Annotated in this window: 18 protein-coding genes; 5 read left to right on the top strand and 13 right to left on the bottom strand. The window is 56.2% G+C overall.

The features are described 5' to 3' along the window. Positions 1 to 102 precede the first annotated feature (102 nt). From mdtC to SB13_RS09105, 4 genes are all read right to left on the bottom strand, one after another. Positions 103 to 3,183, bottom strand: coding sequence for a multidrug efflux RND transporter permease subunit MdtC (gene mdtC / locus SB13_RS09120; RefSeq protein WP_026740055.1), 3,081 nt, complete (start codon positions 3,181 to 3,183; stop codon positions 103 to 105). Further along, on the bottom strand, positions 3,183 to 6,305 hold the full coding sequence (locus tag SB13_RS09115) for an MdtB/MuxB family multidrug efflux RND transporter permease subunit (RefSeq protein ID WP_026740054.1): 3,123 nt from the start codon (positions 6,303 to 6,305) through the stop codon (positions 3,183 to 3,185). The genes mdtC and SB13_RS09115 overlap by 1 nt, the downstream gene beginning before the upstream one ends. Further along, the gene (locus SB13_RS09110) at positions 6,305 to 7,531 is read right to left on the bottom strand and encodes an MdtA/MuxA family multidrug efflux RND transporter periplasmic adaptor subunit (protein ID WP_026740053.1); all 1,227 of its coding nucleotides are present in this window, start codon (positions 7,529 to 7,531) and stop codon (positions 6,305 to 6,307) included. Before SB13_RS09110 ends, SB13_RS09115 begins: the two co-directional genes overlap by 1 nt. A gap of 209 nt (positions 7,532 to 7,740) precedes the next feature. Next, positions 7,741 to 8,925 (bottom strand): NupC/NupG family nucleoside CNT transporter, encoded by a 1,185-nt coding sequence (locus tag SB13_RS09105; RefSeq protein ID WP_026740052.1) that lies wholly within the window; start codon positions 8,923 to 8,925, stop codon positions 7,741 to 7,743. Positions 8,926 to 9,180: 255 nt separating this feature from the next. Between SB13_RS09105 and SB13_RS09100 the strand changes: the two genes are divergently transcribed. After that, positions 9,181 to 10,146 (top strand): aldo/keto reductase, encoded by a 966-nt coding sequence (locus tag SB13_RS09100; RefSeq protein WP_026740051.1) that lies wholly within the window; start codon positions 9,181 to 9,183, stop codon positions 10,144 to 10,146. Between the two features lie 616 nt (positions 10,147 to 10,762). Here SB13_RS09100 and ompA read toward each other — a convergent pair. Together ompA and sulA are read right to left on the bottom strand one after the other, a co-directional pair. Then, a complete protein-coding gene (gene ompA, locus SB13_RS09095) occupies positions 10,763 to 11,815 on the bottom strand; it encodes a porin OmpA (RefSeq protein WP_026740050.1) in 1,053 nt (350 codons plus the stop codon). A 357-nt stretch (positions 11,816 to 12,172) separates the two neighbouring features. Then, complete coding sequence (gene sulA, locus SB13_RS09090; RefSeq protein WP_026740049.1) at positions 12,173 to 12,670, bottom strand: SOS-induced cell division inhibitor SulA; 498 nt, start codon at positions 12,668 to 12,670, stop codon at positions 12,173 to 12,175. A 216-nt stretch (positions 12,671 to 12,886) separates the two neighbouring features. On the opposite strand from sulA, the gene SB13_RS09085 reads away from it, so the two are divergent. Then, complete coding sequence (locus SB13_RS09085; protein ID WP_026740048.1) at positions 12,887 to 13,513, top strand: TfoX/Sxy family DNA transformation protein; 627 nt, start codon at positions 12,887 to 12,889, stop codon at positions 13,511 to 13,513. 112 nt (positions 13,514 to 13,625) lie between these two features. Here SB13_RS09085 and yccS read toward each other — a convergent pair whose 3' ends face one another. Then, positions 13,626 to 15,758 carry a YccS family putative transporter gene (gene yccS, locus SB13_RS09080; RefSeq protein WP_152545797.1) on the bottom strand — a complete coding sequence of 711 codons (2,133 nt, stop codon included), beginning with the start codon at positions 15,756 to 15,758 and terminating at the stop codon, positions 13,626 to 13,628. A 39-nt stretch (positions 15,759 to 15,797) separates the two neighbouring features. Then, a complete protein-coding gene (locus tag SB13_RS09075; RefSeq protein ID WP_026740046.1) occupies positions 15,798 to 16,244 on the bottom strand; it encodes a YccF domain-containing protein in 447 nt (148 codons plus the stop codon). A 166-nt stretch (positions 16,245 to 16,410) separates the two neighbouring features. On the opposite strand from SB13_RS09075, the gene helD reads away from it, so the two are divergent. Then, positions 16,411 to 18,468: a DNA helicase IV gene (helD, locus tag SB13_RS09070; protein ID WP_026740045.1), complete on the top strand. Its 2,058-nt coding sequence runs from the start codon at positions 16,411 to 16,413 to the stop codon at positions 18,466 to 18,468. A 102-nt stretch (positions 18,469 to 18,570) separates the two neighbouring features. On the opposite strand, the gene SB13_RS09065 is transcribed toward helD, so the two are convergent. Both SB13_RS09065 and SB13_RS09060 read right to left on the bottom strand, forming a co-directional pair. Beyond that, positions 18,571 to 19,035 carry a methylglyoxal synthase gene (locus tag SB13_RS09065; RefSeq protein ID WP_036150203.1) on the bottom strand — a complete coding sequence of 155 codons (465 nt, stop codon included), beginning with the start codon at positions 19,033 to 19,035 and terminating at the stop codon, positions 18,571 to 18,573. A gap of 124 nt (positions 19,036 to 19,159) precedes the next feature. Beyond that, positions 19,160 to 19,831, bottom strand: a complete 672-nt coding sequence (locus tag SB13_RS09060; RefSeq protein WP_026740043.1) for a DUF2057 family protein — start codon at positions 19,829 to 19,831, stop codon at positions 19,160 to 19,162. A 222-nt stretch (positions 19,832 to 20,053) separates the two neighbouring features. Here SB13_RS09060 and SB13_RS09055 point away from each other — a divergent pair, with 222 nt between their 5' ends. Further along, positions 20,054 to 20,470, top strand: coding sequence for a CoA-binding protein (locus SB13_RS09055; RefSeq protein WP_036150205.1), 417 nt, complete (start codon positions 20,054 to 20,056; stop codon positions 20,468 to 20,470). Between the two features lie 55 nt (positions 20,471 to 20,525). On the opposite strand, the gene hspQ is transcribed toward SB13_RS09055, so the two are convergent. Then, a complete protein-coding gene (hspQ, locus tag SB13_RS09050; RefSeq protein WP_026740041.1) occupies positions 20,526 to 20,837 on the bottom strand; it encodes a heat shock protein HspQ in 312 nt (103 codons plus the stop codon). Positions 20,838 to 20,996: 159 nt separating this feature from the next. On the opposite strand from hspQ, the gene yccX reads away from it, so the two are divergent. After that, the gene (gene yccX / locus SB13_RS09045) at positions 20,997 to 21,275 is read left to right on the top strand and encodes an acylphosphatase (protein ID WP_026740040.1); all 279 of its coding nucleotides are present in this window, start codon (positions 20,997 to 20,999) and stop codon (positions 21,273 to 21,275) included. A gap of 2 nt (positions 21,276 to 21,277) precedes the next feature. On the opposite strand, the gene tusE is transcribed toward yccX, so the two are convergent. Together tusE and yccA are read right to left on the bottom strand one after the other, a co-directional pair. Next, on the bottom strand, positions 21,278 to 21,607 hold the full coding sequence (gene tusE / locus SB13_RS09040; protein ID WP_026740039.1) for a sulfurtransferase TusE: 330 nt from the start codon (positions 21,605 to 21,607) through the stop codon (positions 21,278 to 21,280). 119 nt (positions 21,608 to 21,726) lie between these two features. Continuing rightward, positions 21,727 to 22,383, bottom strand: coding sequence for an FtsH protease modulator YccA (gene yccA, locus SB13_RS09035; protein WP_026740038.1), 657 nt, complete (start codon positions 22,381 to 22,383; stop codon positions 21,727 to 21,729). Positions 22,384 to 22,463 lie beyond the last annotated feature (80 nt).

The raw sequence follows: 22,463 nt of genomic DNA, 5'->3' as shown, positions 1-22,463 counted from the left end.
ACTCCTTTACCGTTTGATAACCAGAACATTCAGGCTAACAACCTGAGCCAGAGTGGCTATCGTAAATTTTTCACCGACTCGGACAGTTTCTTTGAACCCCCGTCAGGGCGACTCCGGCAGCGTTACCGGGCGGCGCGAGCGTCGCTGGGACAGTCGGTCAAAGAACAGATAAACCACCGGCGTGGTATAGAGCGTTAGCAGCTGACTCATGACCAGCCCGCCGACGATGGTGATCCCCAGCGGCTGACGCAGCTCCGCGCCGTCGCCGCTGCTTAACACCAGCGGCAGCGCCCCCAGCAGGGCGGCCAGCGTCGTCATCAAAATCGGGCGGAAGCGCAGCTGGCAGGCCTGAAATATCGCTTCGCGCGCGCTGAGATTCTGTGTGCGTTGCGCCACCAGCGCGAAGTCCACCATCATGATGGCGTTCTTCTTCACGATGCCGATGAGCAGCATGATGCCGATGAGCGCGACCAAGCTGAACGGCTTATCAAACAGCTTCAGCGCCAGCAACGCGCCCACCCCCGCCGACGGCAGGGTGGAGATGATGGTCAGCGGGTGTACGTAGCTTTCGTACAGCATCCCCAGCACGATATACACCGTGACGATGGCGGCGATGATCAGCGCCACCTGGGACGATTGCGACTGCTGGAACGCCAGCGCGGTGCCGGCGAACTGGCCGCGGACGTTGGAAGGCACGCCGAGCGCGGTCATAGCGCGCTCAATGGCGAAGGTGGCATCGGACAAGCTGGCGTTCGGCGGCAGGTTGAAGGAGATCGTCGCCGCGGCGGACAGCCCCTGATGGTTGACCGACAGCGGCGCGTTGGCGGGTAGCCAGCGGGCGAAATAGGACAGGGGAATGGCTTTACCCTCGCTATTGATGACGAACATTTTGTTCAGCGCGCTGGCGTCCTGCGCATAGACCGGATCGACCACCATCNCCACCTTGTACTGGTTCAACGGCTGGTAGATGGTAGAGATCTGCCGCTGCCCGAAGGCATTGTTGAGCAAGGCATTGATATCCGACACGCTGATGCCAAGCTGCGCCAGGGTATCGCGGTCATAGGTCAGCGCCAGCTCGGCGCCCTTGTCCTGCTGGTCGGAACTGACGTCCGCCAGCTCCGGCAGATCGGCCAAGGCCGTGCGGATTTTCGGCTCCCACTGGCGCAGCGCGCTCAAATCATCCGACAACAGGGNGTACTGATAGCTGGCATTCGCCTCGCGGCCGCCCATCCGCACATCCTGCACCGCCATCAGGAACAGGCTGGCGCCAGGCTCCTGCGCCAGTTTAGATCTCAGCCTTGCGATAATCTGCTGCGAGCTGGCGCCGCGTTCCGCCAGCGGCTTCAGACTGATGAACATCGACCCGCTATTGGTACGGTTACCACCGGTAAAGCCGGTCACGTTATCCACGGCGGGATCGCTGCTGACGGTTTTCATCAGGGCCTGCATCTTGGTTTTCATCGCCTGGAATGAAATGCTCTGGTCGCCCTGCACGAAGCCCATAATCCGCCCGGTATCCTGCTCCGGGAACAGGGTTTTCGGCATGTCGATATAGAGCCAGACGCTCAGGCCGATCGTGCCGAACAGGATCAGCACGACCCAGCGCGCGCGCGCCAATACCCAGTTCAGCGAAAGCGCATACCGCTCCTGCAAGGCCAGGAGTATCCGATTGAATCCCCGGCGGCGCGGCTGGCTGCGGGGGGCGTGCGGACGCAGCAGCCGCGCGCACATCATCGGCGTCAGGGTGAGTGAAACCACCAGCGAAATCATTATCGCCACGCACAGGGTGACGGCGAATTCACGAAACAGTCGCCCCGACAGCCCGTCCATCAGCAACAGGGGAATGAAAACGGCGATCAGCGACACGCTCATGGAGACGACGGTGAAGCCCACTTCGCGCACGCCCTGTATGGCCGCCTGCATCGGTTTGATGCCGGCTTCGATGTGCCGGGCGGTGTTTTCCAGCACCACAATGGCGTCATCCACCACGAAGCCGGTGGCGATCGTCAGTGCCATCAACGACAGATTATTCAGACTGAAACCGCACAGATACATGGCGGCGAACGTGCCGATCAGCGAGATAGGCACCGCCGCCGCCGGGATCAGCGTGGCGCGCCCCGAGCGCAGGAACAGGTACACCACCAGAATCACCAGCGCGACGGCGATGACCAGCGCCCGCTCCACCTCCGCCAGCGATGCGCGGATCGTGGGGGAGCGGTCTTGCGCGACGTTTAAATGCACGGATGCGGGCAGTGTGGCGCTCAATTCGGGTAATGCGGCGCGGATGCTGTCGACGGTGGAGATGATGTTGGCTTCGGGCGCGCGGCGGATAATGACCAGCACGGCGGGTTCACCGTTCGTCATCCCCGCGTTGAGCGTGTCCTGCACGGAGTCTTCGACTTTCGCGACATCGCTGAGTCGCACCGGCGCGCCGTTATTGTAGTGAACGATGAGCGGACGATAGACCTTCGCCGTCTTCAGCTCGTCGTTGGTTTCAATCTGCCAGTGTGTCGTCTTGTCATTCACGCTGCCGACGGGCAGGCGCACATTGGCGTTATCAATCGCCTGGCGGACTTCATCCAGCGATACGCCCTGATTGAACAGCGCCAGCGGGTTAAGCGATACCCTCACTGCCGGGAGCGAACTGCCGCCGATGGTGACATCCCCCACGCCCTCCAGCTGTGAAATGCGCGGATAGACCTGATTGGTGGCGATATCGTACAGCTGGCTGGGGGAGTAGGTGTCCGAAGTCAGCGTCATAATCATGATCGGCGCGTCTGACGGATTCACCTTACGGTAGGTAGGGCGGCTGGCCATGCCGGAAGGCAACAGACTCTGGGCGGCGTTGATGGCGGCCTGCACGTCGCGGGCGGCGCCGTTGATATCACGATCCAGCTCAAACTGCAGAATGATGCGGGTGCTGCCGAGTGAGCTCATGGAGGTCATTTCGGTGATGCCCGCAATGCGGCCGAGCGCCCGCTCCAGCGGCGTCGCCACCGAGGATGCCATGGTTTCCGGCGAGGCGCCCGACAACGAGGCCGAGACCGAGATCACCGGGAAGTCGACCTGCGGCAGCGGCGAGACCGGCAGCAGTCGGAAGCCGAGCACGCCGCACAGCGCAATCGCCAGCGCCAGCAACGTGGTCGCGACGGGACGATGAATAAACAGCGCGAACAGCTTCATCAGACTTCTCCCTGCGTTTCAGCCGGTTTGCGGCGAAGACGAAGAGAAAGGCGGTCAAACAGCAGGTAGATCACCGGCGTGGTAAACAGCGTCAGCACCTGGCTCATCACCAGGCCGCCGACCATACAGATGCCCAGCGGACGCCGCAGTTCGGCGCCGACCCCGGTGCTGAGCATCAGCGGCAGCGCGCTGAGCAGCGCGGCCATTGTGGTCATCAGGATGGGGCGGAAACGCAGCAGACAGGCCTGATAAATCGCGTCATACGGCGACATGCCCTGTTGGCGTTCGGCGGCCAGCGCGAAGTCGATCATCATGATCGCATTCTTTTTCACGATCCCGATCAGCAGGATGATGCCGATGATAGCGATAATATCCAAATCGCTTCCGGCGACCAGCAAGGCTAGCAGCGCGCCAACGCCCGCCGTCGGGAGGGTGGAGAGGATGGTGACCGGATGAATGAAGCTTTCGTACAGCACGCCGAGCACGATATACATCGCGATCACCGCGGCGACAACCAGCCAGACGGTGCTGGTCAGTGCGGACTGGAAGGCGAGGGTGCTGCCCTGGAAACGCGTCGTCATTTCCGACGGCAGTTCCATGCTCTGCTGCGCTTTCTCGATGGCTTTGACCGCATCTCCCAGCGCATAACCGGGCGCCAGATTAAAGGAGACCGTCGCGGCCGGGAAGCGGTCGATGTGGTTGATCGCGAGCGGTCCCTGACGCTGTTCCACCGTGGCGATACTGCCCAGCGGGACGACGCCGCCATCGCTATTGATCAGCCGGATATCGTCGAGGGCCGCTAATCCGTCGCGCTGGCGGGTGTCTTGTTCCAGAACGACGCGGTACTGGTTCGACTGCGTGTAGATGGTGGAAATCAGCCGCTGTCCGAAGGCGTTGTAGAGCGCGTTGTCGATATCCGACATCGAAATACCGAGCCGGGTGGCGCTGTCCCTGTCTACCTTCACGTAAGCGACGGCGGCTTCGTCCTGCCAGTCGCTGCTGACGTCCTGCAGTTCGGGCAGGGCGGAGAGCTGTTCCACCAGCTTCGGCACCCAGGCGCTGAGCGTATCCAGCGAAAGCGTTTGGACGGTTAGCTGGTACTGGGTTTTGCTGATCTGGGTATCGATAGTCAGATCCTGAACCGGCTGCAGATACAGCGTAACGCCCGGCAGCTGCGCCGTCTGCTGCTGCAAGCGCGTGATGACCTCGGTCATGCTGTCGCTGCGCTCGTTCTGCGGCTTAAGGTTGATTTGCAGACGTCCGCTGTTGAGCGACGGGTTAGTGCCATCCACGCCGATCAGCGACGAGACGCTTTGTACGTCCGGATCTTTCATGATGATGGAGGCGACCTGCTGCTGTTTTTGCGCCATCGTGGTGAAAGATACGGTCTGGGAGGCGTGTACGGTGCCCTGAATGATCCCGTTATCCTGCTGGGGGAAAAAGCCTTTCGGAATCACCAGATAGAGTAAAACGGTCAGTACGAGGGTGCTTAACGCCACACAGAGCGTCAGCCAGGGATGTTGCAGCACGCGTGTTAGCCCGCGGCCATAGGCGGCAATTACCCGGTCGAAGAAGCGTTCGCTGGCGCGCGTGAAACGGTTTTGACGACTCAGGCCTTTGTGGCTCAGCATGCGGGCGCACATCATCGGCGTCAGGGTGAGCGACACCACGGCGGAAATCAAAATGGAGATTGCCAACGTCATCGCAAATTCGCGGAAGAGCCTGCCGATGATATCCCCCATAAACAGCAGCGGGATCAGTACAGCGATAAGTGAAAACGTCAGGGAGATAATGGTAAAACCGATTTCGCCTGCCCCCTTCAGCGCCGCGTTCAGCGGTTTCTCCCCGCGTTCGATGTACCGGGCGATGTTCTCGATCACCACGATGGCATCGTCCACCACGAAACCGGTGGCGATGGTCAGCGCCATCAGCGTGAGGTTGTTGATGGAGAAGCCGAGGAAATACATGGCGGCGAAGGTGCCGATCAGCGACAGCGGCACCACGATGCTGGGGATGAGCGTGGCGACCGCGTTACGCAGGAACAGGTAGATCACCATGATAACCAGCGCGATGGCCAGAATCAGTTCGAACTGCACGTCATCGACCGAAGCACGGATGGTGGTGGTGCGGTCCGTCAGCAGCGACATTTCAACCGATTTTGGCAGGCTGGCCTGCAAAGACGGCAGCAGGCGACGGATATTGTCCGCCGTCTCGATAACGTTGGCGCCCGGCTGGCGCTGCACGTTGATAATGATGGCCTGTTGGCGGTTCGCCCACGCGGACAGATAGGTGTTTTCCGGCGCCTGTTCAACCGTGGCGACGTCGCGTAGCCTGACCGGCGCGCTGTTGCTCCAACTGATGATGAGCTGGCGATAGTCGTCAATCGAGCGCATCTGGTCGTTGGCGGAGAGCGTTACCGAGCGGGCTGGGCCATCGAAGCTCCCTTTCGGCGCGTTGACGTTCGCGGCGGTGATGGCGGTGCGCACGGTTTCGCTGCTCAGGCCATAGGCCGCCAGCGCGGTTGGATTCAGGCGTACCCGAACCGAGGGGCGTTGCCCGCCCGCGAGCGATACCAGCCCGACGCCGGAGACCTGAGAGATTTTCTGGGCGATGCGGGTTTCCACCAGATCCTGCACCTGCGTCATCGGCATGGCGGTGGAGGTCACCGCCAACGTCATAATCGGCGGATCGGCCGGGTTGACCTTACTGTAAACCGGCGGGTTCGGCAGATCGCTGGGCAGCAAATTGGTGGCGGCGTTGATGGCGGCCTGAACATCTTGCTCCGCTACGTCGAGCGCCAGATTGAGCTGGAACTGCAGCGTGATGACCGAGGCGCCGCCGGCGCTTTGGCTCGACATCTGCTTTAGCCCGGAGATGCCGCCGAACTGCCGTTCCAGCGGCGCGGTCACCGCAGACGTCATGACGTCCGGGCTGGCGCCGGGATAGAGCGTGACCACCTGAATCGTCGGGTAATCGACTTCCGGCAGCGCGGAGACGGGCAGGGCGCGATAGCCGATGATCCCGGCCAGCAGAATCGCCACCATCAACAGCGTGGTGGCGACCGGACGCAGAATGAAGAGTCTCGACGGGCCGCCGCCCTGATTCGGCGTGCTCTCCTGCATCAGGGCGTCTCCGCTTTTTTCGCCTGACGATCGTCAACGGCGGTCGCTGAAGTGCGTTCGGTCGTGGAGGATGGAATGACGTCCACCTGCATGCCTTCCGTCAGGCGGTCGATACCGTCCGTCACCACCTGTTCGCCCGCGTTCAGACCGCTATTAACGACGACGTTTTGTCCATACTGGATACCGATGGAAATCAGATGCTTACTCGCCTGATTTTTGTCATTCAACAGCCAGACGAAGTGGCCTTCGTTACCCATTTGCACGGCGGCGGCGGGCGCGATGACCGCGTTCAGCAGCGTATCCACCTTCATCCGGATATTCACAAACTGATTGGGAAACAGGAGGTCGTCGCTGTTTGCGAAACGCGCTTTCAGTTTGATAGTACCGGTGGTGGTGTCGATCTGGTTATCCATGCTGAGCAACTGGCCCTGCGACAGCATCTGCTGATTGGCGCGGTCCCAGGCTTCGACGACGACGGGCTGGCCGGATTTCTGCGCTTTGATAATGGTGGCGATGCTGTCTTCCGGCAGCGAGAAAACGGCGTCGATAGGATGCGTTTGCGTCAGCACCAGCAGGTTATCCGTACTGGTAATGTAGTTGCCGATATCCACCTGACGTAGCCCGACGCGTCCGCTGGCGGGCGCGGTAATCTTGCTGTAGTCCAGCTGTAGTTGGGCGCTGTCCAGTGCGCCCTGATCTGACTGGACGGTGGCTTCGTACTGTTTCACCAGCGAGGTCTGAGTATCCAGCTCCTGACGGGATACCAGATTGGTTTTCACTAGTCCCTGGTAACGCGCCAGATCCTGACGCGCGTTGGCGAGCAGCGCTTTGTCTTTGGCCAACTGTCCTTTCGCTTGCGTCACCTCGACGTCGAACGGGCGCGGGTCAATTTCCGCGAGTAGCGCGCCGGCGGCGACCTGTTGGCCTTCTTCGAAGTGCAGTGCCATCAATTGTCCGCTGACCCGGCTGCGTACGGTGACGGTATTCGCCGATGTGACGGTGCCAAGCCCAGTCAGGTAGTAAGGAACCGAGGAGGTAAACGAGCGAGCCACCTGCACGGGCGGCGTGGTCATGGATCGACGGCCTTCTCCTCTGCCGCTGCTGGACGCAGTTTTCGCCGTTGAACCCGCGGGTGGGGTAGTGGAGTGGAAATACCGCCACGCAATGACGGCGATGGCGACAACGGCGATCAATGACAGCCAGCGAAAGAGACGTTTGGTATTCATAGTAATGAAACGAGATCTCCAATGCCCCAAACTGGGGGAGTTAGCAAAGGGNTAAGTGCTTATGCTATCGGGTGAAGTGCGTATAACTATAGAGAGTAAATAAGAAACATAAATGAAGACAATAGGGAAGAGATCTTCGTGCGGATAAAAAATACCCGGTCAGTGTTTTTGACCGGGTTGAGTGAAGTCAGATGTTCAGCAGGACGGGGTTATAGTACCAGTCCTGCGATGGCCGCAGACAGCAGGCTCACCAGCGTGGAGCCGTAAACCAGTTTCAGTCCGAAGCGGGATACCGCGTTGCCCTGTTGTTCGTTCAGGCCCTTGATCGCGCCTGCCACAATGCCGATGGAAGAGAAGTTGGCGAAGGAAACCAGGAACACAGACAGAATCCCAACGCTACGCGGAGACAGCTGAGCGGAAACTTTCTGCAATTCCATCATGGCGACGAATTCGTTAGACACCAGCTTGGTCGCCATAATACCGCCAACCTGGAGGGCTTCATTCGCCGGAATACCCATGATCCAGGCAAAGGGGTAGAAGAAGTAGCCGAGAATTTCCTGGAAGCTAAGGCCGAAGATCGCACTGAACAGGGCGTTAATGGCGGCGATCAGCGCGATAAAGCCAATCAACATGGCGGAGACGATGACGGCCACTTTGAAGCCGGTCAGAATGTAATCCCCCAGCATTTCGAAGAAGCTCTGATTTTCGTGCATGTTGCTGAGCTGCAGTTCAGGCTCATCGTTGACGCTGTAGGGGTTGATCAGAGACAGTACGATAAACGTACTGAACATGTTGAGCACCAGCGCGGCTACCACATATTTGGCGTCCAGCATGGTCATGTAGGCGCCGACGATAGACATGGAGACGGTGGACATCGCCGTCGCCGCCATCGTGTACATCCGTTTTTCCGACATTTTGCCCAGAATATCTTTATAGGCGATGAAGTTTTCCGACTGTCCCAAAATCAGCGAGCTTACCGCGTTGAAGGATTCCAGTTTGCCCATTCCGTTTACTTTTGACACGACGGTACCGATTACGCGGATGATAAAAGGCAGAACTTTGATGTATTGCAGGATACCGATCAACGCAGAGATGAAGACGATGGGGCAGAGTACTTTGAGGAAGAAAAAGGCCAGACCTTGAGCATTCATGTTGCCAAAGACAAAGTTGGTGCCTTCAGCGGCAAAACCGAGCAACTTGTCGAACATGCCCGCGAATCCGGTGACGAAACCCAACCCGACGGAAGAGTAAAGGAAGAAATAGGCCAGTACGATTTCGATGACTAAGAGCTGGATGATGTAGCGGATACGGATGCTTTTTCGATCGCGGCAGATCAAAAGCGATAGGCCGGCGATAACGATTAGCGCCAGGACGAATTGCACGAGATGGGACATGTTTGCTCCAGATATGATACAGGCCAAATTTTCACGTTAGGTTGGTAACGTCGGCGTCAACATTGAGAGTAGGGACGCTGGGCGCGAATTATATATTGGAAAATAACCTAAACTAAAGCGTTGGTCTCATAGCATTAACTTTTATTCGGCGCGGTGGTGCCGGAGACCAGCGCTTCGTTGACTAAGTCTTGTACGAATACGGCCGCTTTTTCCGCGGCCACCTTAAGGCGAGTTTAAGTAAAAAGGAGATTGCCTATGACTGCTTCAACCCCTTCCCGAGAGCTTGGACGTTCTGGGATCCACGTTCCTCTGATCACTTTTGGCGGTAACGTTTTCGGCTGGACCATCGATGAGCCGACCTCGTTTAATCTGCTGGACGCATTGGTGGATCAGGGACTCAATTTCATCGATACGGCGGATGTGTACTCCGTATGGGCTGATGGCAACCAGGGCGGCGAATCGGAAACAATTATCGGCCACTGGCTAAAGAAAAGCGGTCAACGCGACAAGGTCATCATCGCGACCAAAGTTGGCATGGAGATGGGAAATGGCGCCAAGGGGCTGGCGCCTGCCTACATTCGTCGCGCCGTTGAGGACTCTCTGCGTCGTCTGAACACGGACTATATCGACCTCTATCAGGCCCATACCGACGATAAATCGACGCCGCTGGAAGATACGCTGTCAACGTTCGATGCGTTGATTCGTGAGGGTAAAGTTCGCGCTATCGGCGCCTCGAATTATGAGGCTGACCGATTGGCTCAGGCGCTACAGATTAGCAAAGACCACCAGTTGGCTCGTTACGAAACGCTGCAACCTGAATACAACCTGTACGACAGACAGCATTATGAGTCGGGTCTAGAAGCGATCGCCAAAGAGCATGGACTAGGCGTGATCAGTTATTACTCGCTGGCTAGCGGATTCTTGTCCGGTAAATATCGCCACCCGGAAGATGCCTCCAAGAGCTTACGCGGTAAAGGCGTCGTAGATCGTTATCTCAATGATCGGGGTATCAAGATTGTTGAGGCTCTGGATCAGGTCGCGAAGGCGCATAACGTATCGTCCAGCCAGGTCGCGCTGGCCTGGTTGATCGCGCGCCCGAGCGTGACTTCGCCCATTGCCAGCGCCACGTCGGTTCAACAGGTCGCCGACCTGGCTGCTGCGACCCGGTTGTCTCTGACAGCGGAAGATATTGCTGTGCTGAATAGCGCAAGCCAGTATTGATGAGGTAAACATAAGCGCGCGTACTTGTTTTTACAGGGCGCGCGCGTCCCCCCCATTACGGCGGCGCACTTTCATCTGACGTCTACAATCGCCTAAAAGAGGAAGAAAACAACCGAAGATTACCTATGTTGTTATTCCTGCTCACTTATTTTCTGTCGTTCCACTTTTTAATGGCAAGCACTTCGGTCTTGTCATAGACCCCATTGTTATTTTTTGCACTTTCCCTTTCCTCTTTTTTATTCGTTTATTTAGTTTTCATATTATTTATTGGCACGATAAAAGTGTGCCTAATCCTTCGCTGGGTTAAAAATTAGCAGGAAAAGGAGTTGGTCATCAGGGAATGAAAGCGGCATTGAAAATTAATGGCGTATTTTATTTTAACGTCACTCGATTAATAAAAATCACACGATGACTTTTTGGCAGATAAAAATAGTTTGACGTGGGAAGGTGAAATAAAAACAGCAGTAAGCGAGGCAGTTTGCCCAGTCGGTGATTAGGCATGAATCGACATGTAAAAATAAAAAAATGGCCCCTGAAAATCAGGGGCCATTAATCATTCTTGGAATATGACGCAGTGAGTCACTACGTCATTATCTTCCATGAAAAGCGATTGCGATTAAGCCTGCGGCTGAGTCACAACGTCTTTGATACCTTTCACTTCGATTTCTACACGGCGATCCGGGGCCAGGCAGTCGATCAGGGCTTTACGGCCTTTCACGCTGTCACAGGTAGAACCGGTAACCGGGTTAGATTCGCCAAGACCACGGGCAGAGATTTTGTCAGCCGGGATGCCTTTGGCAACCAGGTAGTCAACGACGCTCTGAGCACGGCGAGTGGACAGGCCTTCGTTGTACTGTTCTGAACCCAGACGGTCAGTGAAGCCCAGAACGACTACGGAACCGTCTTTAGGATCCATGGTGCTCAGCTGAGTGTACAGCTGGTCCAGAGAGCTCTGGCCTTCAGGACGCAGTTCTGCTTTGTTGAAAGTGAAAAGTACGTCAGATTTCAGAGTGAAGCGTTTGGTCTGAACAACCGGAGCCGGAGCCGGAGTCGGCGCTACGACAGGAGCCGGAGTTTCCTGACCGAAACGGTAAGAAACGCCAACGCTCAGCATGCCGTTATCAGGACGACCACCAACGGTGCCTGCGTCGCCGATGTTGTTAACCCACTGGTAGTCCAGACGAGTAGCCCAGTTTTTGGTTACTGCGTATTCCAGACCTACTGCAGCCAGCGGAGAAATACCGGTGTCGTTGCCGCCGCGGCCAGTCACGTCATCGTGGCTGTCAGCACGCCAGAAGAAACCACCCAGACGAGTGTAAACGTCCAGATCGTCAACGATCGGGTAGCTCAGTTTAGCAGCCAGCTGAACGCCCTGTGCTTTGAAGTTACCACGGTTTTCGCCGGTGTACTTCATACGGCCCAGCCAGTCGTAACCCAGCTCGAAGCCCAGGTATTGGTTAGCCTGGTAACCACCGAAGGCGCCTGCGCCCAGCTGGTTTTCGTGCGGGGAGTTAGTGGTTTGGTAACCGTTGCCGTACAGACCAGTGTCATGGAACTGAGACCAGCCCAGTTTGGCGCCTGCGTACCAGGTATTGTCGTTAGGTGCTGCTTGAGCTACGGAAGCCAAGCCAGCCAGTGCCACTGCAACTGCGATAGCTGTTTTTTTCATTTTACGCCTCATTATCATCCAAACAGGTAATTAGCTCTTCGAGATAATAAACCTTTGGTTAAAATCTTTTGAAGGAGACATTGCTCTTAATTATTCTCACCAGTCAGCTGATGTTATATGAAGAGCAACTCCTGCGGGTAAAGTCTACAACGTGATGCAAAAGTTACAAGTATGATGTTAGAAGCCTCAGACAAAAACCTAGCGTTTCACACATACTTACTAACAAATAATAGATTAATTTGTCAGTTTGAACAGATTATTTATGGGCGGTGATGAGAGGCGGGGAGTAAAGAACTCAATGCCTGCGGGGGATCTTTAACTTGGCGGTCTTCCCCCGTAGGAATACTCTTAATTTACTTAATGATACAATCTGGAGTGAATTTTTAACGTAGAAAATGGTCTGTTGATGGCTTTTCGCTCTGGTCGCATGATAAATCCGTAGGTATTTCCGCTTTCCGCCGCCTCGCGCAGGCGCATTTTTTCTTCGTTTTCCAGCTCCGTCGGCAACCAGCACAACACCGCGCTATAGTTCCCCGTTCTTAAGGCTTTTTCCATTGCCTCTAACGTCCCCGCCGGATCGATATGATGAAGTTCAATCATCTTATCGAGCGGCAAGCCAGCTTGCTGCAGCCAGGTACGGCTGAGTTTTTGCTGGGGCGCCAGCCATAACAACCAGCGAGACTGCATCCCTAATTGCTGTAGCAACGGCAGCAGCAGGGGCGCCAGAATCGGCTGATCGTCGCTGTAGACAATCTCACTGATGATGCCGCCGCCGATGGGCGCGACCGCGGGCGCCTCTTGCGTGCGTAAAGATGAGTGAGAGAAGCGGCGAGCATTGACGAGTTGTGTGCGCATAAGTGAATTCCACCGGCAGGGTTACTGTATGCGCATACAGTAATGCGTGTATAAATAAAGATCAATCGGAATTTGAAAGCGCCTCGCATAATTTACAGGGAATGTCTAGCAACGCCATTTTGTATTTGAGGCAACCGTTTTCGTATGCTTAATTACTTGTTCCCGTTACGTATATTGCGATTTGGCAATCAGGGTGAACATGATAAGGACAATGTTATGAAGCAGTTATGTGAAAAAAGGATTCGGCAGTCTAAGTACGTTTTTTCCCCTTTGGGAACCATTAGTTCCCGGTCTCAATTTGGCGGCTACAGCATCGCAGCAGACAAGATTATCTTCGCGCTGGTGTCCAATGGTGAACTCTATCTGCGGGCGTCGCGACAAAATGAAGTGCATTTTCGCGCCCGGGAGATGGCGAGCATGGTTTACACCAACCGCGGTGTGCCTGTCCCGCTGAACTATTACGAGGTGGACAACACATTATGGAACAACGAGCCGGAACTCCTGCAACTGGCGTCGATGTCGCTGGAGGGGGCCCGGCAAGATAAAGCCATCAAGACGCGAAGTCTCAGGCTGAAAGACCTTCCCAATCTTAACCACTACACAGAGCGGCAGCTGTGGAAAGCGGGGATCCGCAACATTGAACAGTTGCATGAACTGGGGGAGATACAGAGCTTTCTTCGTTTAAGCGCTGTCAGACACGACCTTAATCTCAGCGTGTTGCTGGCGCTGGCAGGCGCCATTCGNGGCGTTCATCAGGCGGCGCTGCCGGAGCATGTTCGTCAGGAGTTGACTCAGTGGTTCGAATATCACCTCGCGAGCCAGGGAAAGCGACCTAAACACTGATTAGGTTGGTTATTCAGCCTGAGGCGTAAGGTCCCGTGNGCGCAGGGATACTGCGGCGCGCACGGGTTTTCGCTGAATAGCGATGAGGATGGGATCGCCAAAGTCGACGCGATTAAGCCTGCGCGGGTCCGGCCGGCGATTCCGCCATTTGGACTTTCAAGGCTTCTAACTCCGGCAGTAGCTCGCTCATCAGGCCAATCTGCTGCAAGACCAGCTGATCTTTGCTTTCAGACTCTGGATTGGCGGCGCGAATGCGCTCCTCCAGTGACTCCAGCCGTTGGCTGAGTTGTTCCCGATCGTTGCCTTCGTGATGCAAGGCGTCGTCCACGTAGCAAACGGCGTCATCCAGCAGCTGTAGCGTTTCCGGCGACGTGAGTTTTTCCCGGTGGGCGCCCAGCGTGGAGATATAGCTTAGCAACGTGTGGTTCAGACACATCAAGCGGAAAGCATGCTCGCGTATCTCTTTAGTGGCATGCGGCTCGGCGGACATATTAGAGACCACGGACGCCAGTTCGGCATCGCTGTTGTGTGCATCGCGGCGGGCGATACGATACGCCAGGCTGTTATTTTTCCCCTGGTGGTACTGCTCCATGATCGCATCCAGATAGCGGCAGTTGGCAAACAGCGTTTTATTGACGACCGCCGGCAGAGAGCGAAAACGCCAGTCGGGCCAAATAAAGCTGACTGCCGCCCAGGCGATGCCGCAGCCGATTAGCGTATCAAGCACCCTTGGCACGGTCACTTCGTACCCTTCGCCCAGCAGGTTGAAGCACAGCAGCACCAGCAGGGTGATGAATAGCGTCGCGTGGGCGTACTGGACGGTACGGAAGGCGAAAAACAGCACACCGCTGATGACGATCAGCGTCATTTGTCCTTCTATCGACGGTACGAAATAGAGGATGGGCAGTCCGAATAGCACCCCGGCCAGCGTGCCGATGACGCGCAGCGTAAGGCGATGACGAGTGGCGTTATAGTTCGGCTGGCAGACAAACAGGCTGGTAAGCAAAATCCAATAGCCGTGCTGCAGATGAGTGACCTGAATAAGCGCATAACCGCCGCACAGCAGCACGGACATACGCACCGCGTGGCGGAACAGCGCCGACTTCGGCGTCAGATGCCGGCTGATACGCAGGCAGATATCGCCCCAGCCGGTGATTTTATCATCCGCCAGCAGCCGGTTTTCCTTTTGACCGTCCGGTTCCACGGATTGTTCGGATTCAATGGTGGCTAGCTGGGCGTCGATGGCGCGCAGATTGTTGATCAGGTGGCGCATGGCCTTCAGTTGCGCGGCGGCCGTACCTTGCGTCGCCAGCTTTTCAAGGGTCAACTCCAGATGCGCGAAGGCTTTTTCAATACGCGGATCGTGCTGATATTTTTGGTGCAGCAAGATGGACTGAGCCATCTGTTCACAGGCGCGAGATTGCATCGATAGCAGTCGCTGGAAACGAAACAGCGCATCGCTGTAGCGCAGCGTTTCACGTAGCTGCGCATATTGCACATGGGAAGAGCTGGCGCGCTCGTGAATATCCTGCGCGACGAAATAGTAGTGCAGCGTTCTGCGGGTGCTGCGTTGACCTCGATCTCCCCGCAGACGAGTCAGCAGCGAAGACTTAGCCTGGTTGAGCGTCTCGACCAGTTGGCTGTTGGCCATCGCCACATCGATCAGCGGTTGATTGTCGTCTTCGATGTCGGGATCAAACAGATTCGATTTAGCATCAAGGTAGTGCGCAAGCTGGTGATAGCAGCGGGCCAGGCTATCCTGCAGAGGACGGATGGGAAAGAGGATATGCCCGAGCAGCGTGAGCAGGTTGTACCAGAGCGCGCCGACTAGCAGTAATGCGGGCTGCTGATACCAATTGTCGTAAAGCGAAATCCCGAGCATGGTGTAAATGGCGATCAGCAACGCGCCGAATGCAATCGTGGCATAGCGCTGCCCGAGCGCGCCCAGCAGAATAAATCCGCAGGTGGAAAGCGCGAGCCCAAGGCCAAACAGCCACGGGTAGGGAAACAACAGCTCGATGGAGACGGAGGCGATCAAAAAACAGCCCAGCGTGATGAGCAGATTCATCAGGCGGCCGGTCAGGCGATCGTCGAGATCCGCCAGCGCCGCGGCGACCACACCGAGCGTGAGCGGGATGGTGGTGGTTGGAATATCCAGCCACCAAGGAACGACGGCGGCGCCGGCCAGCGCCAGAAAAATACGGATGTTATAGAGCCAGTTACTGTTATAGATGTACCGGCGCATAGAGGCTGTAAGGGTTAGGATCACAATACTTCCGCCTGATTACTGAAAACGGCGTCGGGCATTCGCTTCCCGCGCGGCTCGGGCTTCTTCCACGGAGACCACGCGGCGACCGACCGGCCAGAGTGCGATGGCGGCAATTTTGAAGTTGGCGATACCGACGGGAATACCGATGACGGTCAGGCACTGTGCAATCCCGCAGGCGATGTGTGAAAGACAAAGCCACCATCCGAAAAAGATCACCCAAAAGACATTCAACAGCGTGCCGCCCACATTAAGTAAAGGGTTTTTTTCTGAAGGACGCAACTCGTCGACGTGTACGGCTTCATTGCCGTAGGGCAGCAGCGACAGTTTGGTGATTTCCCAGCAGGAGCGGGTCAGGGGGAGCGTAAAAATCAAGACGATGCTAATGCAGGTTGCCGCGAGCCAGGCTAGCGTGGTGAAAAAACCGCCCAGGACAAAATTCAGAATGTTGAGCACGGTGCGCATAGTTACTCCAGGACCTGTGTTTTGAATCAAACGCTATGATGGAGAAAGAATTATCACATTATTGGCAACGATATCCTAACGCGTTTTTATGGCTAGAGCGTGCGGTGAAATAGCGGTTAAACTAGCGGCTAAACAGCAAGATCTCACAAGGTACGGCGCGGAGATAATGGAACTTAAATCAACCTCAATGGGTAAGCATTTGGCGCAGCACCCTTATAACCGGGTGAGGTTGCTCAATGCCGGAGTCAAAGTCAGCGGCGACAAACATGAATACCTTATTCCGTTCAATCAACTGATGGCGATCCGTTGCAAAAAAGGGCTGATTTGGGGCGAGCTGGAATTCGAATTGCCTGCGCAAAAAGTGGTGCGCCTCCACGGCACGGAATGGCAGGAAACGCAGCAGTTCTTTCACTATGTCACGAAAGCCTGGCAGGGATGGAGCGAAGAAATGAGCCAGGTCAGCGCCGAGGTGCTGACGCGCCAAATTGAGGCGATTCACCGCCTGGAAACACGCGACCGCTGGTTTGGGCGTAAAGAGCTGGCGCAGTTGCAGCAAGCTATTCGCGATGCATTTTCCGCGTTACCGTTGCCGCTGGAGAGGCTCCGCGAATTCGACAACTGCCGGGATCACTATTTACGCTGCCGGCAGTGGCTGGAGGCGGGAGAACCGCAGCGTGAGAAGGCGAACCAGCACTGGACGGCGCAGACACTCGATGCGCAGCAGCATTTTTTCGCCAACGTGGAAACTTCGCCGCTGAATCCGTCCCAATGTCAGGCCGTCATCAACGGCGAAGACGCCGTGCTGGTCCTCGCGGGCGCGGGCAGCGGCAAAACGTCGGTGCTGGTGGCGCGGGCCGCATGGTTGCTCTATCGCGGCGAAGCGACGCCGGACCAGATTCTGCTGCTGGCCTTCGGCCGGCAGGCGGCGGAGGAGATGAACGAGCGCATTCAGGCGCGCCTCAATACCGACGATATCAAAGCCAAAACCTTCCATGCGCTGGCGCTGCACATTATTCAAAGCTGCAGCCGCAGCGTTCCCGCCATCAGTAAATTGGAGACCGACTCAGAGCATCGCCGTCACTTTTTGATCAAAGAGTGGCAGAAGCAGTGCAACGATAAGAAAGCACAGGCTAAAGGATGGCGGCAGTGGTTGACTGATGAACTGGCGTGGGAGGTGCCTGAAGGCGACTTTTGGCGAGATAAATCGCTGTCCTCGCGCCTGGCGGGCCGTCTTGAGCGTTGGCTGGGGCTGATGCGTTCTCATGGCGGTACGCAGAGCGAAATGGTGGAACTGGCGGATGAGGAGCGGCGCGCGGTATTCCAACAGCGCATCAGGCTGATGGCTCCGCTGTTGAAAGCCTGGAAAAAAGCATTGAAAGAGGAAGGGGCGGTCGACTTCCCGGGATTGATCCATCAGGCCGTGAATCTGCTGGATAAAGGGCGTTTTATCAGTCCCTGGAAACACATTCTGGTCGATGAGTTTCAGGATATCTCGCCTCAGCGAGCGATGCTGTTGTCTGCGCTGCGGCGGCAAAATCGTGAAACCAGTCTATTCGCAGTGGGGGATGACTGGCAGGCTATTTATCGTTTCAGCGGCGCCGAACTGGCGCTGACGACCGCGTTTGAGCGCCATTTTGGCGTTGGGGCGCAGTGCGTGCTGGATACGACCTACCGTTTCAACCGGCGTATTGGCGAGGTCGCCAGTCAATTCGTTCAGCAGAATCCCAGCCAATTAAAAAAGGCGCTTCACAGTCTGCGCGAGGGGAACAAGAAGTCGGTTGTGCTGCTGCCTGACGAGCAGTTGGAAGGGCTGCTGGATAAAATGAGTGGTTATGTGAAGCCCGAAGAGCGCATTTTGGTGCTTGCGCGTTATCACCACTTACGACCCGAGGCGCTGCAAAAAGCCTCCACCCGCTGGCCCAAGCTGAATATCGATTTCATGACCATCCACGCCAGTAAAGGGCAGCAGGCCGACTTTGTGATTATCGTTGGGTTGCAAGATGGCAAGGATGGTTTTCCCGCGCCGGGACGAGAGTCAATGCTGGAAGACGTGCTGTTGCCGAAGCCGGAAGATTTTCCCGACGCCGAGGAGCGTCGACTGCTTTACGTGGCGCTGACGAGGGCGAAACATCAGGTCTGGCTGCTGTTCCGTAAAGATGAACCGTCGGTCTTCGTCGAACAGCTGCATCGTCTGGGCGTGCCTAAGCAGCGCAAGCCGAGTTGAAATCCTGCGGCAATGCGGTAGAAGAAGCGTGCGTTGAGGGGGGGGATCGCGTCTGAGCAGGAAGGCGGGCCAGCAGCGGCCCGCGTTTCTCCGTCCTGACGCTTATCTCAGGCGGGCCTGCAGGTAGCGCTGGTAGTCAGGAATGGCGATATCGACGGGTTGAGTGAACAGATCGGAGTTCACCAAGAAATCCGCCGTGGAACGGTTGGTGGCGACGGGGATATTCCAGACGGTGGCCAGACGCAGCAGCGCCTTCACATCCGGGTCGTGCGGTACGGCATTCAACGGATCCCAGAAAAATATCATCATGTCGATTTTACTCTCCGCGATCAGCGCGCCGACCTGCTGATCGCCGCCCATCGGTCCACTCATCATGCTTTTAACCGGCAGGCCGGTGTGGAGCTCAATCAGGTTTCCGGTCGTGCCCGTCGCATAGAGGTGGTGTCCGACGAACTTCGGTTTATTGGCGGTAATCCATTCCAGCAGCGATTCTTTGCAGTGGTCGTGGGCGACCAGCGCAATGTGTTTGCGCGCTTCGATTTTACGGGTAGTGAGCTTGAGCTCCATCATGACTTCCTTAGCACTGTGTGTCTGTCAGGTGACAAAACCAGATTTTCAATTGAATTCAAAAAGGGTGATGCCTGCACGGATTTCCGGGGACCGTTTCTCAACGTCCGGAAGTGTGTTCCGGCTATTGACCGTCTTTGCCCGCTGCCCATTGAAGAAAACGTTGTCGGGTTTTTTGGTCGGCTTTTTGAAACCAGTACTGCATCAGGATAAATGGATCGGTTTTATCCGCAGCGGGCGTCAGCGGCTCGGCATTGACATCCTTTGCAGGCGGCATCACGGGCTGCGACGGCGGCAGGGCAGTGAGCGCCGGGACGGAGGCCGGGTGCGCTGCGCTGTTATAGGCAATCATTTTTTTCTCGATGTCGCCGCTCAGATCGGCCTCGGTCAGCGTTATCCGGTCGGTCGTCGCGCTGATGGGCTGGTTGTTATCGCCCATCAGCTGATAGTGCGCTTTTTGCTTAAACTGTTTGCGTAACTTTTGCGTAGAAAGATCCGGCAGGTGGATGGTTATCGCGCTTTGATTGTGGGTATTGAAGGTGGCGATCAGCCCATTGCTGTGGAAAACCTCTTTCATGCCTTTACGGACGTCGATCGTTTTACTCACCCGGAACAGGAGTTGGTGGTCGCCGCCATTTAATTCCAAACTGCCCGCGCCTTTAAGCAGCGAGGCGGGCACTTTTCTGCCATCGACGACGATCAGCTCGACATCGGGGCCGAGTTTCAACGTCGTGGCCATCGCAGGCGTTGCGCACATGACCAGTGACAGGCAGATAAAGGCAAACTTGAATTTCATCATTTCCCCAGAATATTCGGCGACCGCAATATTGTTTAGTAAGGTGCTGCATGTGTCAAAGTTTCCACCGAGAAACCCCACACAGTTTATGTTTCGTTAAAAGACGGCGAAGAATAGCGTTTTGTTGACCCGGCGGAAAATGATATTTCATGGGAGGCTCTGCCTGCCCGGGAGATGAGATACACTAAAATCATCGTCTCTGTATCGATGAGGGGTAGCAAGATGTTAAACGACGTTGAGATTCAATCGGTGCTCGGCTCCGTCAAGACCATCGCACTGGTCGGCGCCAGCGAGAAAAGTACGCGGCCCAGCTATGGCGTCATGGCTTATTTGCTGGGTCAGGGATATGACGTGATCCCGGTGAGTCCCAAACTTGCCGGACAGACGCTGTTGGGGCAAACGGCCTATGCCTCGCTGAGCGATATTCCCCGGCCGGTGGACATGGTGGATGTCTTCCGCCAGCCCGAAGCGGCGTTCGGCGTTGCACAAGACGCCATCGCGATTGGCGCGAAGGTGCTGTGGCTGCAGTTAGGCGTTATCAATGAAGAGGCTGCCGTGCTAGCCAGCGACGCGGGGCTGAAGGTCATCATGGACCGCTGTCCGAAAATTGAAATCCCGCGGTTGGGACTGGAGAAATAGCCTGCCGGGCCTTATGACTTACGGGAAGTGATAAGGCGGGCAGTGTGCGATGAGGTTAGTGCAGCAGCTTAGGGGCTCGGCTTTTGATGCGGGCCGCAAGCTCATCCAGCGGCGAGTCCGATTCCGTTTCGGCATGCTCATTCTGCTGCAACTGCTCTTCCGCCAGATAGGTATGGACCGGCTGCCCGGCTTCATCTTCCATGACCACGTGATACCACGGCGCCGTGCGCTGCGTCTCGGCAGCGGCTAGCTCCTCCCACGCGGGCTTTTCCAACGAATACTCAGGGTCGATGTCGACCACTACTCCGGGAAATCCCAGCAGTTTATGACGAATCTGCTGTCCGATGCCAAATTTACAGATAATCATATAACCTCCCGAGAGACGAATTTGACTTACTATAAATGGGGTACGCCAACGGCAATTTCAAGCGTGGCGAACAGGCGTTTTTCAGGGGTATGTGGCACGGCTAAGGCGCGTTGCGCCAAGGTATAAGGCGTAGCTTTAAGACGAAATTGAGGAGTGTGGATGTCTCAGGTGGCGGTGAAAGTCTATGTTTACGGTCTGGTTCAGGGGGTAGGGTTTCGTTTCCATACGCAGACCCGGGCGCAAATATTGGGGCTGACCGGGTACGTCAAAAACTGTGATGACGGTAGCGTCGAGCTGGTCGCCTGCGGCGAGTCAGACACGGTGGAAGAATTAGTGGAATGGGTGAGGGAAGGTGGGCCGAAACATGCCCGCGTCGACCGGGTGTTGACCGAGCCGCACGGCAATACCGACTACCGTGCGTTCGATATTCGCTATTGAATTCAGATACATTTCACCGGTTTCGGCAATCCGGCGATTTTGGTGGCCTGCTTGGCGGGACCTTTGGGGAATAAACGATAAAGGTAGCGGCTATTCCCTTTTTCCTCGCCATATTTCTGCGCCATCGCTTTGACCAACATCCGGATCGCGGGCGAGGTGTTGAACTCCAGATAAAACGCCCGCACAAAGCGCAGCACTTCCCAATGGGCTTCCGTCAGCGCGATCCCCTCTTCTTCCGCCAGCAGGGGCGCCATCTCTTCCTGCCAGTCCTGGCTATTTTTCAAATATCCCTGCGCGTCTGTCTCGATGACGCGGCCTTCAAACGTAAACATAACACCTCGGAATGACGTCAAAACGCGCCTAGTTTACCAAACTTTGGCTGAGGGAAGGCGGCGCAAAAACAAAAGCCCCACCGGAGTGGGGCTCTGACGAGAGGGGAAGGCACTAAAAGTTAGTTACTGCGGCTCATCCCCAGCAAGCTCAGCAGGCTGACGAACACGTTGTAGATGGAAACGTACAGGCTGACCGTGGCGCGGATGTAGTTGGTTTCGCCGCCGTGAATGATATTGCTGGTTTCCCACAAAATGGCGCCGGCGGAGAACAGAATAAACATGACGCTAATCGCCATCTGCAGCGCAGGAATGTGCAGGAACAGGTTGGCGATGGTGGCGACCAGCAGCACGACAAAACCGGTGATCATCATCCCGGACAGGAACGACATATCTTTACGCGTGGTCAATACGTAGGCGGAACAGCAGAAGAACACCAACGCGGTGCCGCCCAAGGCCAGCATGATGATGTCGCCCGCGCCGGACGCGATGAGCGTGCTCAGAATCGGTCCCAGTGTATATCCCATAAAGCCGGTCAGCGCGAAAACAGCCAAAATCCCCGCCGGGCTGTTCGCCAGCTTATAGGTCAGGAACATCAGACCATAGAATCCCACCAGCATTAGCAGGAGGCCAGGGGCAGGAAGGTTGAAGACGGTGCTGAGCGTCGCGGTGACGGCGGAAAAGCCCAGCGTCAGCGACAGCAGGAAGTAAGTATTGCGCAGCACTTTGTGGGTACTGAGCAGCGATTGTTCACGTGATGAGGTAACAATGCGATCCATAATGGCGACTCTCTCTTTAAGGGGTCTTTATTTCACGCCTAGATTAGGTAGTCACGCTGTGTGATTAAAGGTGTTTTACC

It is taken from the genome of Lonsdalea quercina subsp. quercina (assembly GCF_000688695.1).
GTDB classification, from domain to species: domain Bacteria; phylum Pseudomonadota; class Gammaproteobacteria; order Enterobacterales; family Enterobacteriaceae; genus Lonsdalea; species Lonsdalea quercina_D.
The sequence above is the reverse complement of the archived record's forward strand: the minus strand, read 5'-3'. Positions and strand labels throughout refer to the sequence as shown.

Bases quoted from the DNA above. Each gene is read 5' to 3' on its own strand.
- SB13_RS09115 (WP_026740054.1), bottom strand. From the start codon at position 6,305: ATGCAGGAGAGCACGCCGAATCAGGGCGGCGGCCCGTCGAGACTCTTC.
- SB13_RS09110 (WP_026740053.1), bottom strand. From the start codon at position 7,531: ATGAATACCAAACGTCTCTTTCGCTGGCTGTCATTGATCGCCGTTGTC.
- SB13_RS09105 (WP_026740052.1), bottom strand. From the start codon at position 8,925: ATGTCCCATCTCGTGCAATTCGTCCTGGCGCTAATCGTTATCGCCGGC.
- SB13_RS09100 (WP_026740051.1), top strand. From the start codon at position 9,181: ATGACTGCTTCAACCCCTTCCCGAGAGCTTGGACGTTCTGGGATCCAC.
- ompA (WP_026740050.1), bottom strand. From the start codon at position 11,815: ATGAAAAAAACAGCTATCGCAGTTGCAGTGGCACTGGCTGGCTTGGCT.
- sulA (WP_026740049.1), bottom strand. From the start codon at position 12,670: ATGCGCACACAACTCGTCAATGCTCGCCGCTTCTCTCACTCATCTTTA.
- yccS (WP_152545797.1), bottom strand. From the start codon at position 15,758: ATGCGCCGGTACATCTATAACAGTAACTGGCTCTATAACATCCGTATT.
- SB13_RS09075 (WP_026740046.1), bottom strand. From the start codon at position 16,244: ATGCGCACCGTGCTCAACATTCTGAATTTTGTCCTGGGCGGTTTTTTC.
- helD (WP_026740045.1), top strand. From the start codon at position 16,411: ATGGAACTTAAATCAACCTCAATGGGTAAGCATTTGGCGCAGCACCCT.
- SB13_RS09065 (WP_036150203.1), bottom strand. From the start codon at position 19,035: ATGGAGCTCAAGCTCACTACCCGTAAAATCGAAGCGCGCAAACACATT.
- SB13_RS09060 (WP_026740043.1), bottom strand. From the start codon at position 19,831: ATGAAATTCAAGTTTGCCTTTATCTGCCTGTCACTGGTCATGTGCGCA.
- SB13_RS09055 (WP_036150205.1), top strand. From the start codon at position 20,054: ATGTTAAACGACGTTGAGATTCAATCGGTGCTCGGCTCCGTCAAGACC.
- hspQ (WP_026740041.1), bottom strand. From the start codon at position 20,837: ATGATTATCTGTAAATTTGGCATCGGACAGCAGATTCGTCATAAACTG.
- yccX (WP_026740040.1), top strand. From the start codon at position 20,997: ATGTCTCAGGTGGCGGTGAAAGTCTATGTTTACGGTCTGGTTCAGGGG.
- tusE (WP_026740039.1), bottom strand. From the start codon at position 21,607: ATGTTTACGTTTGAAGGCCGCGTCATCGAGACAGACGCGCAGGGATAT.
- yccA (WP_026740038.1), bottom strand. From the start codon at position 22,383: ATGGATCGCATTGTTACCTCATCACGTGAACAATCGCTGCTCAGTACC.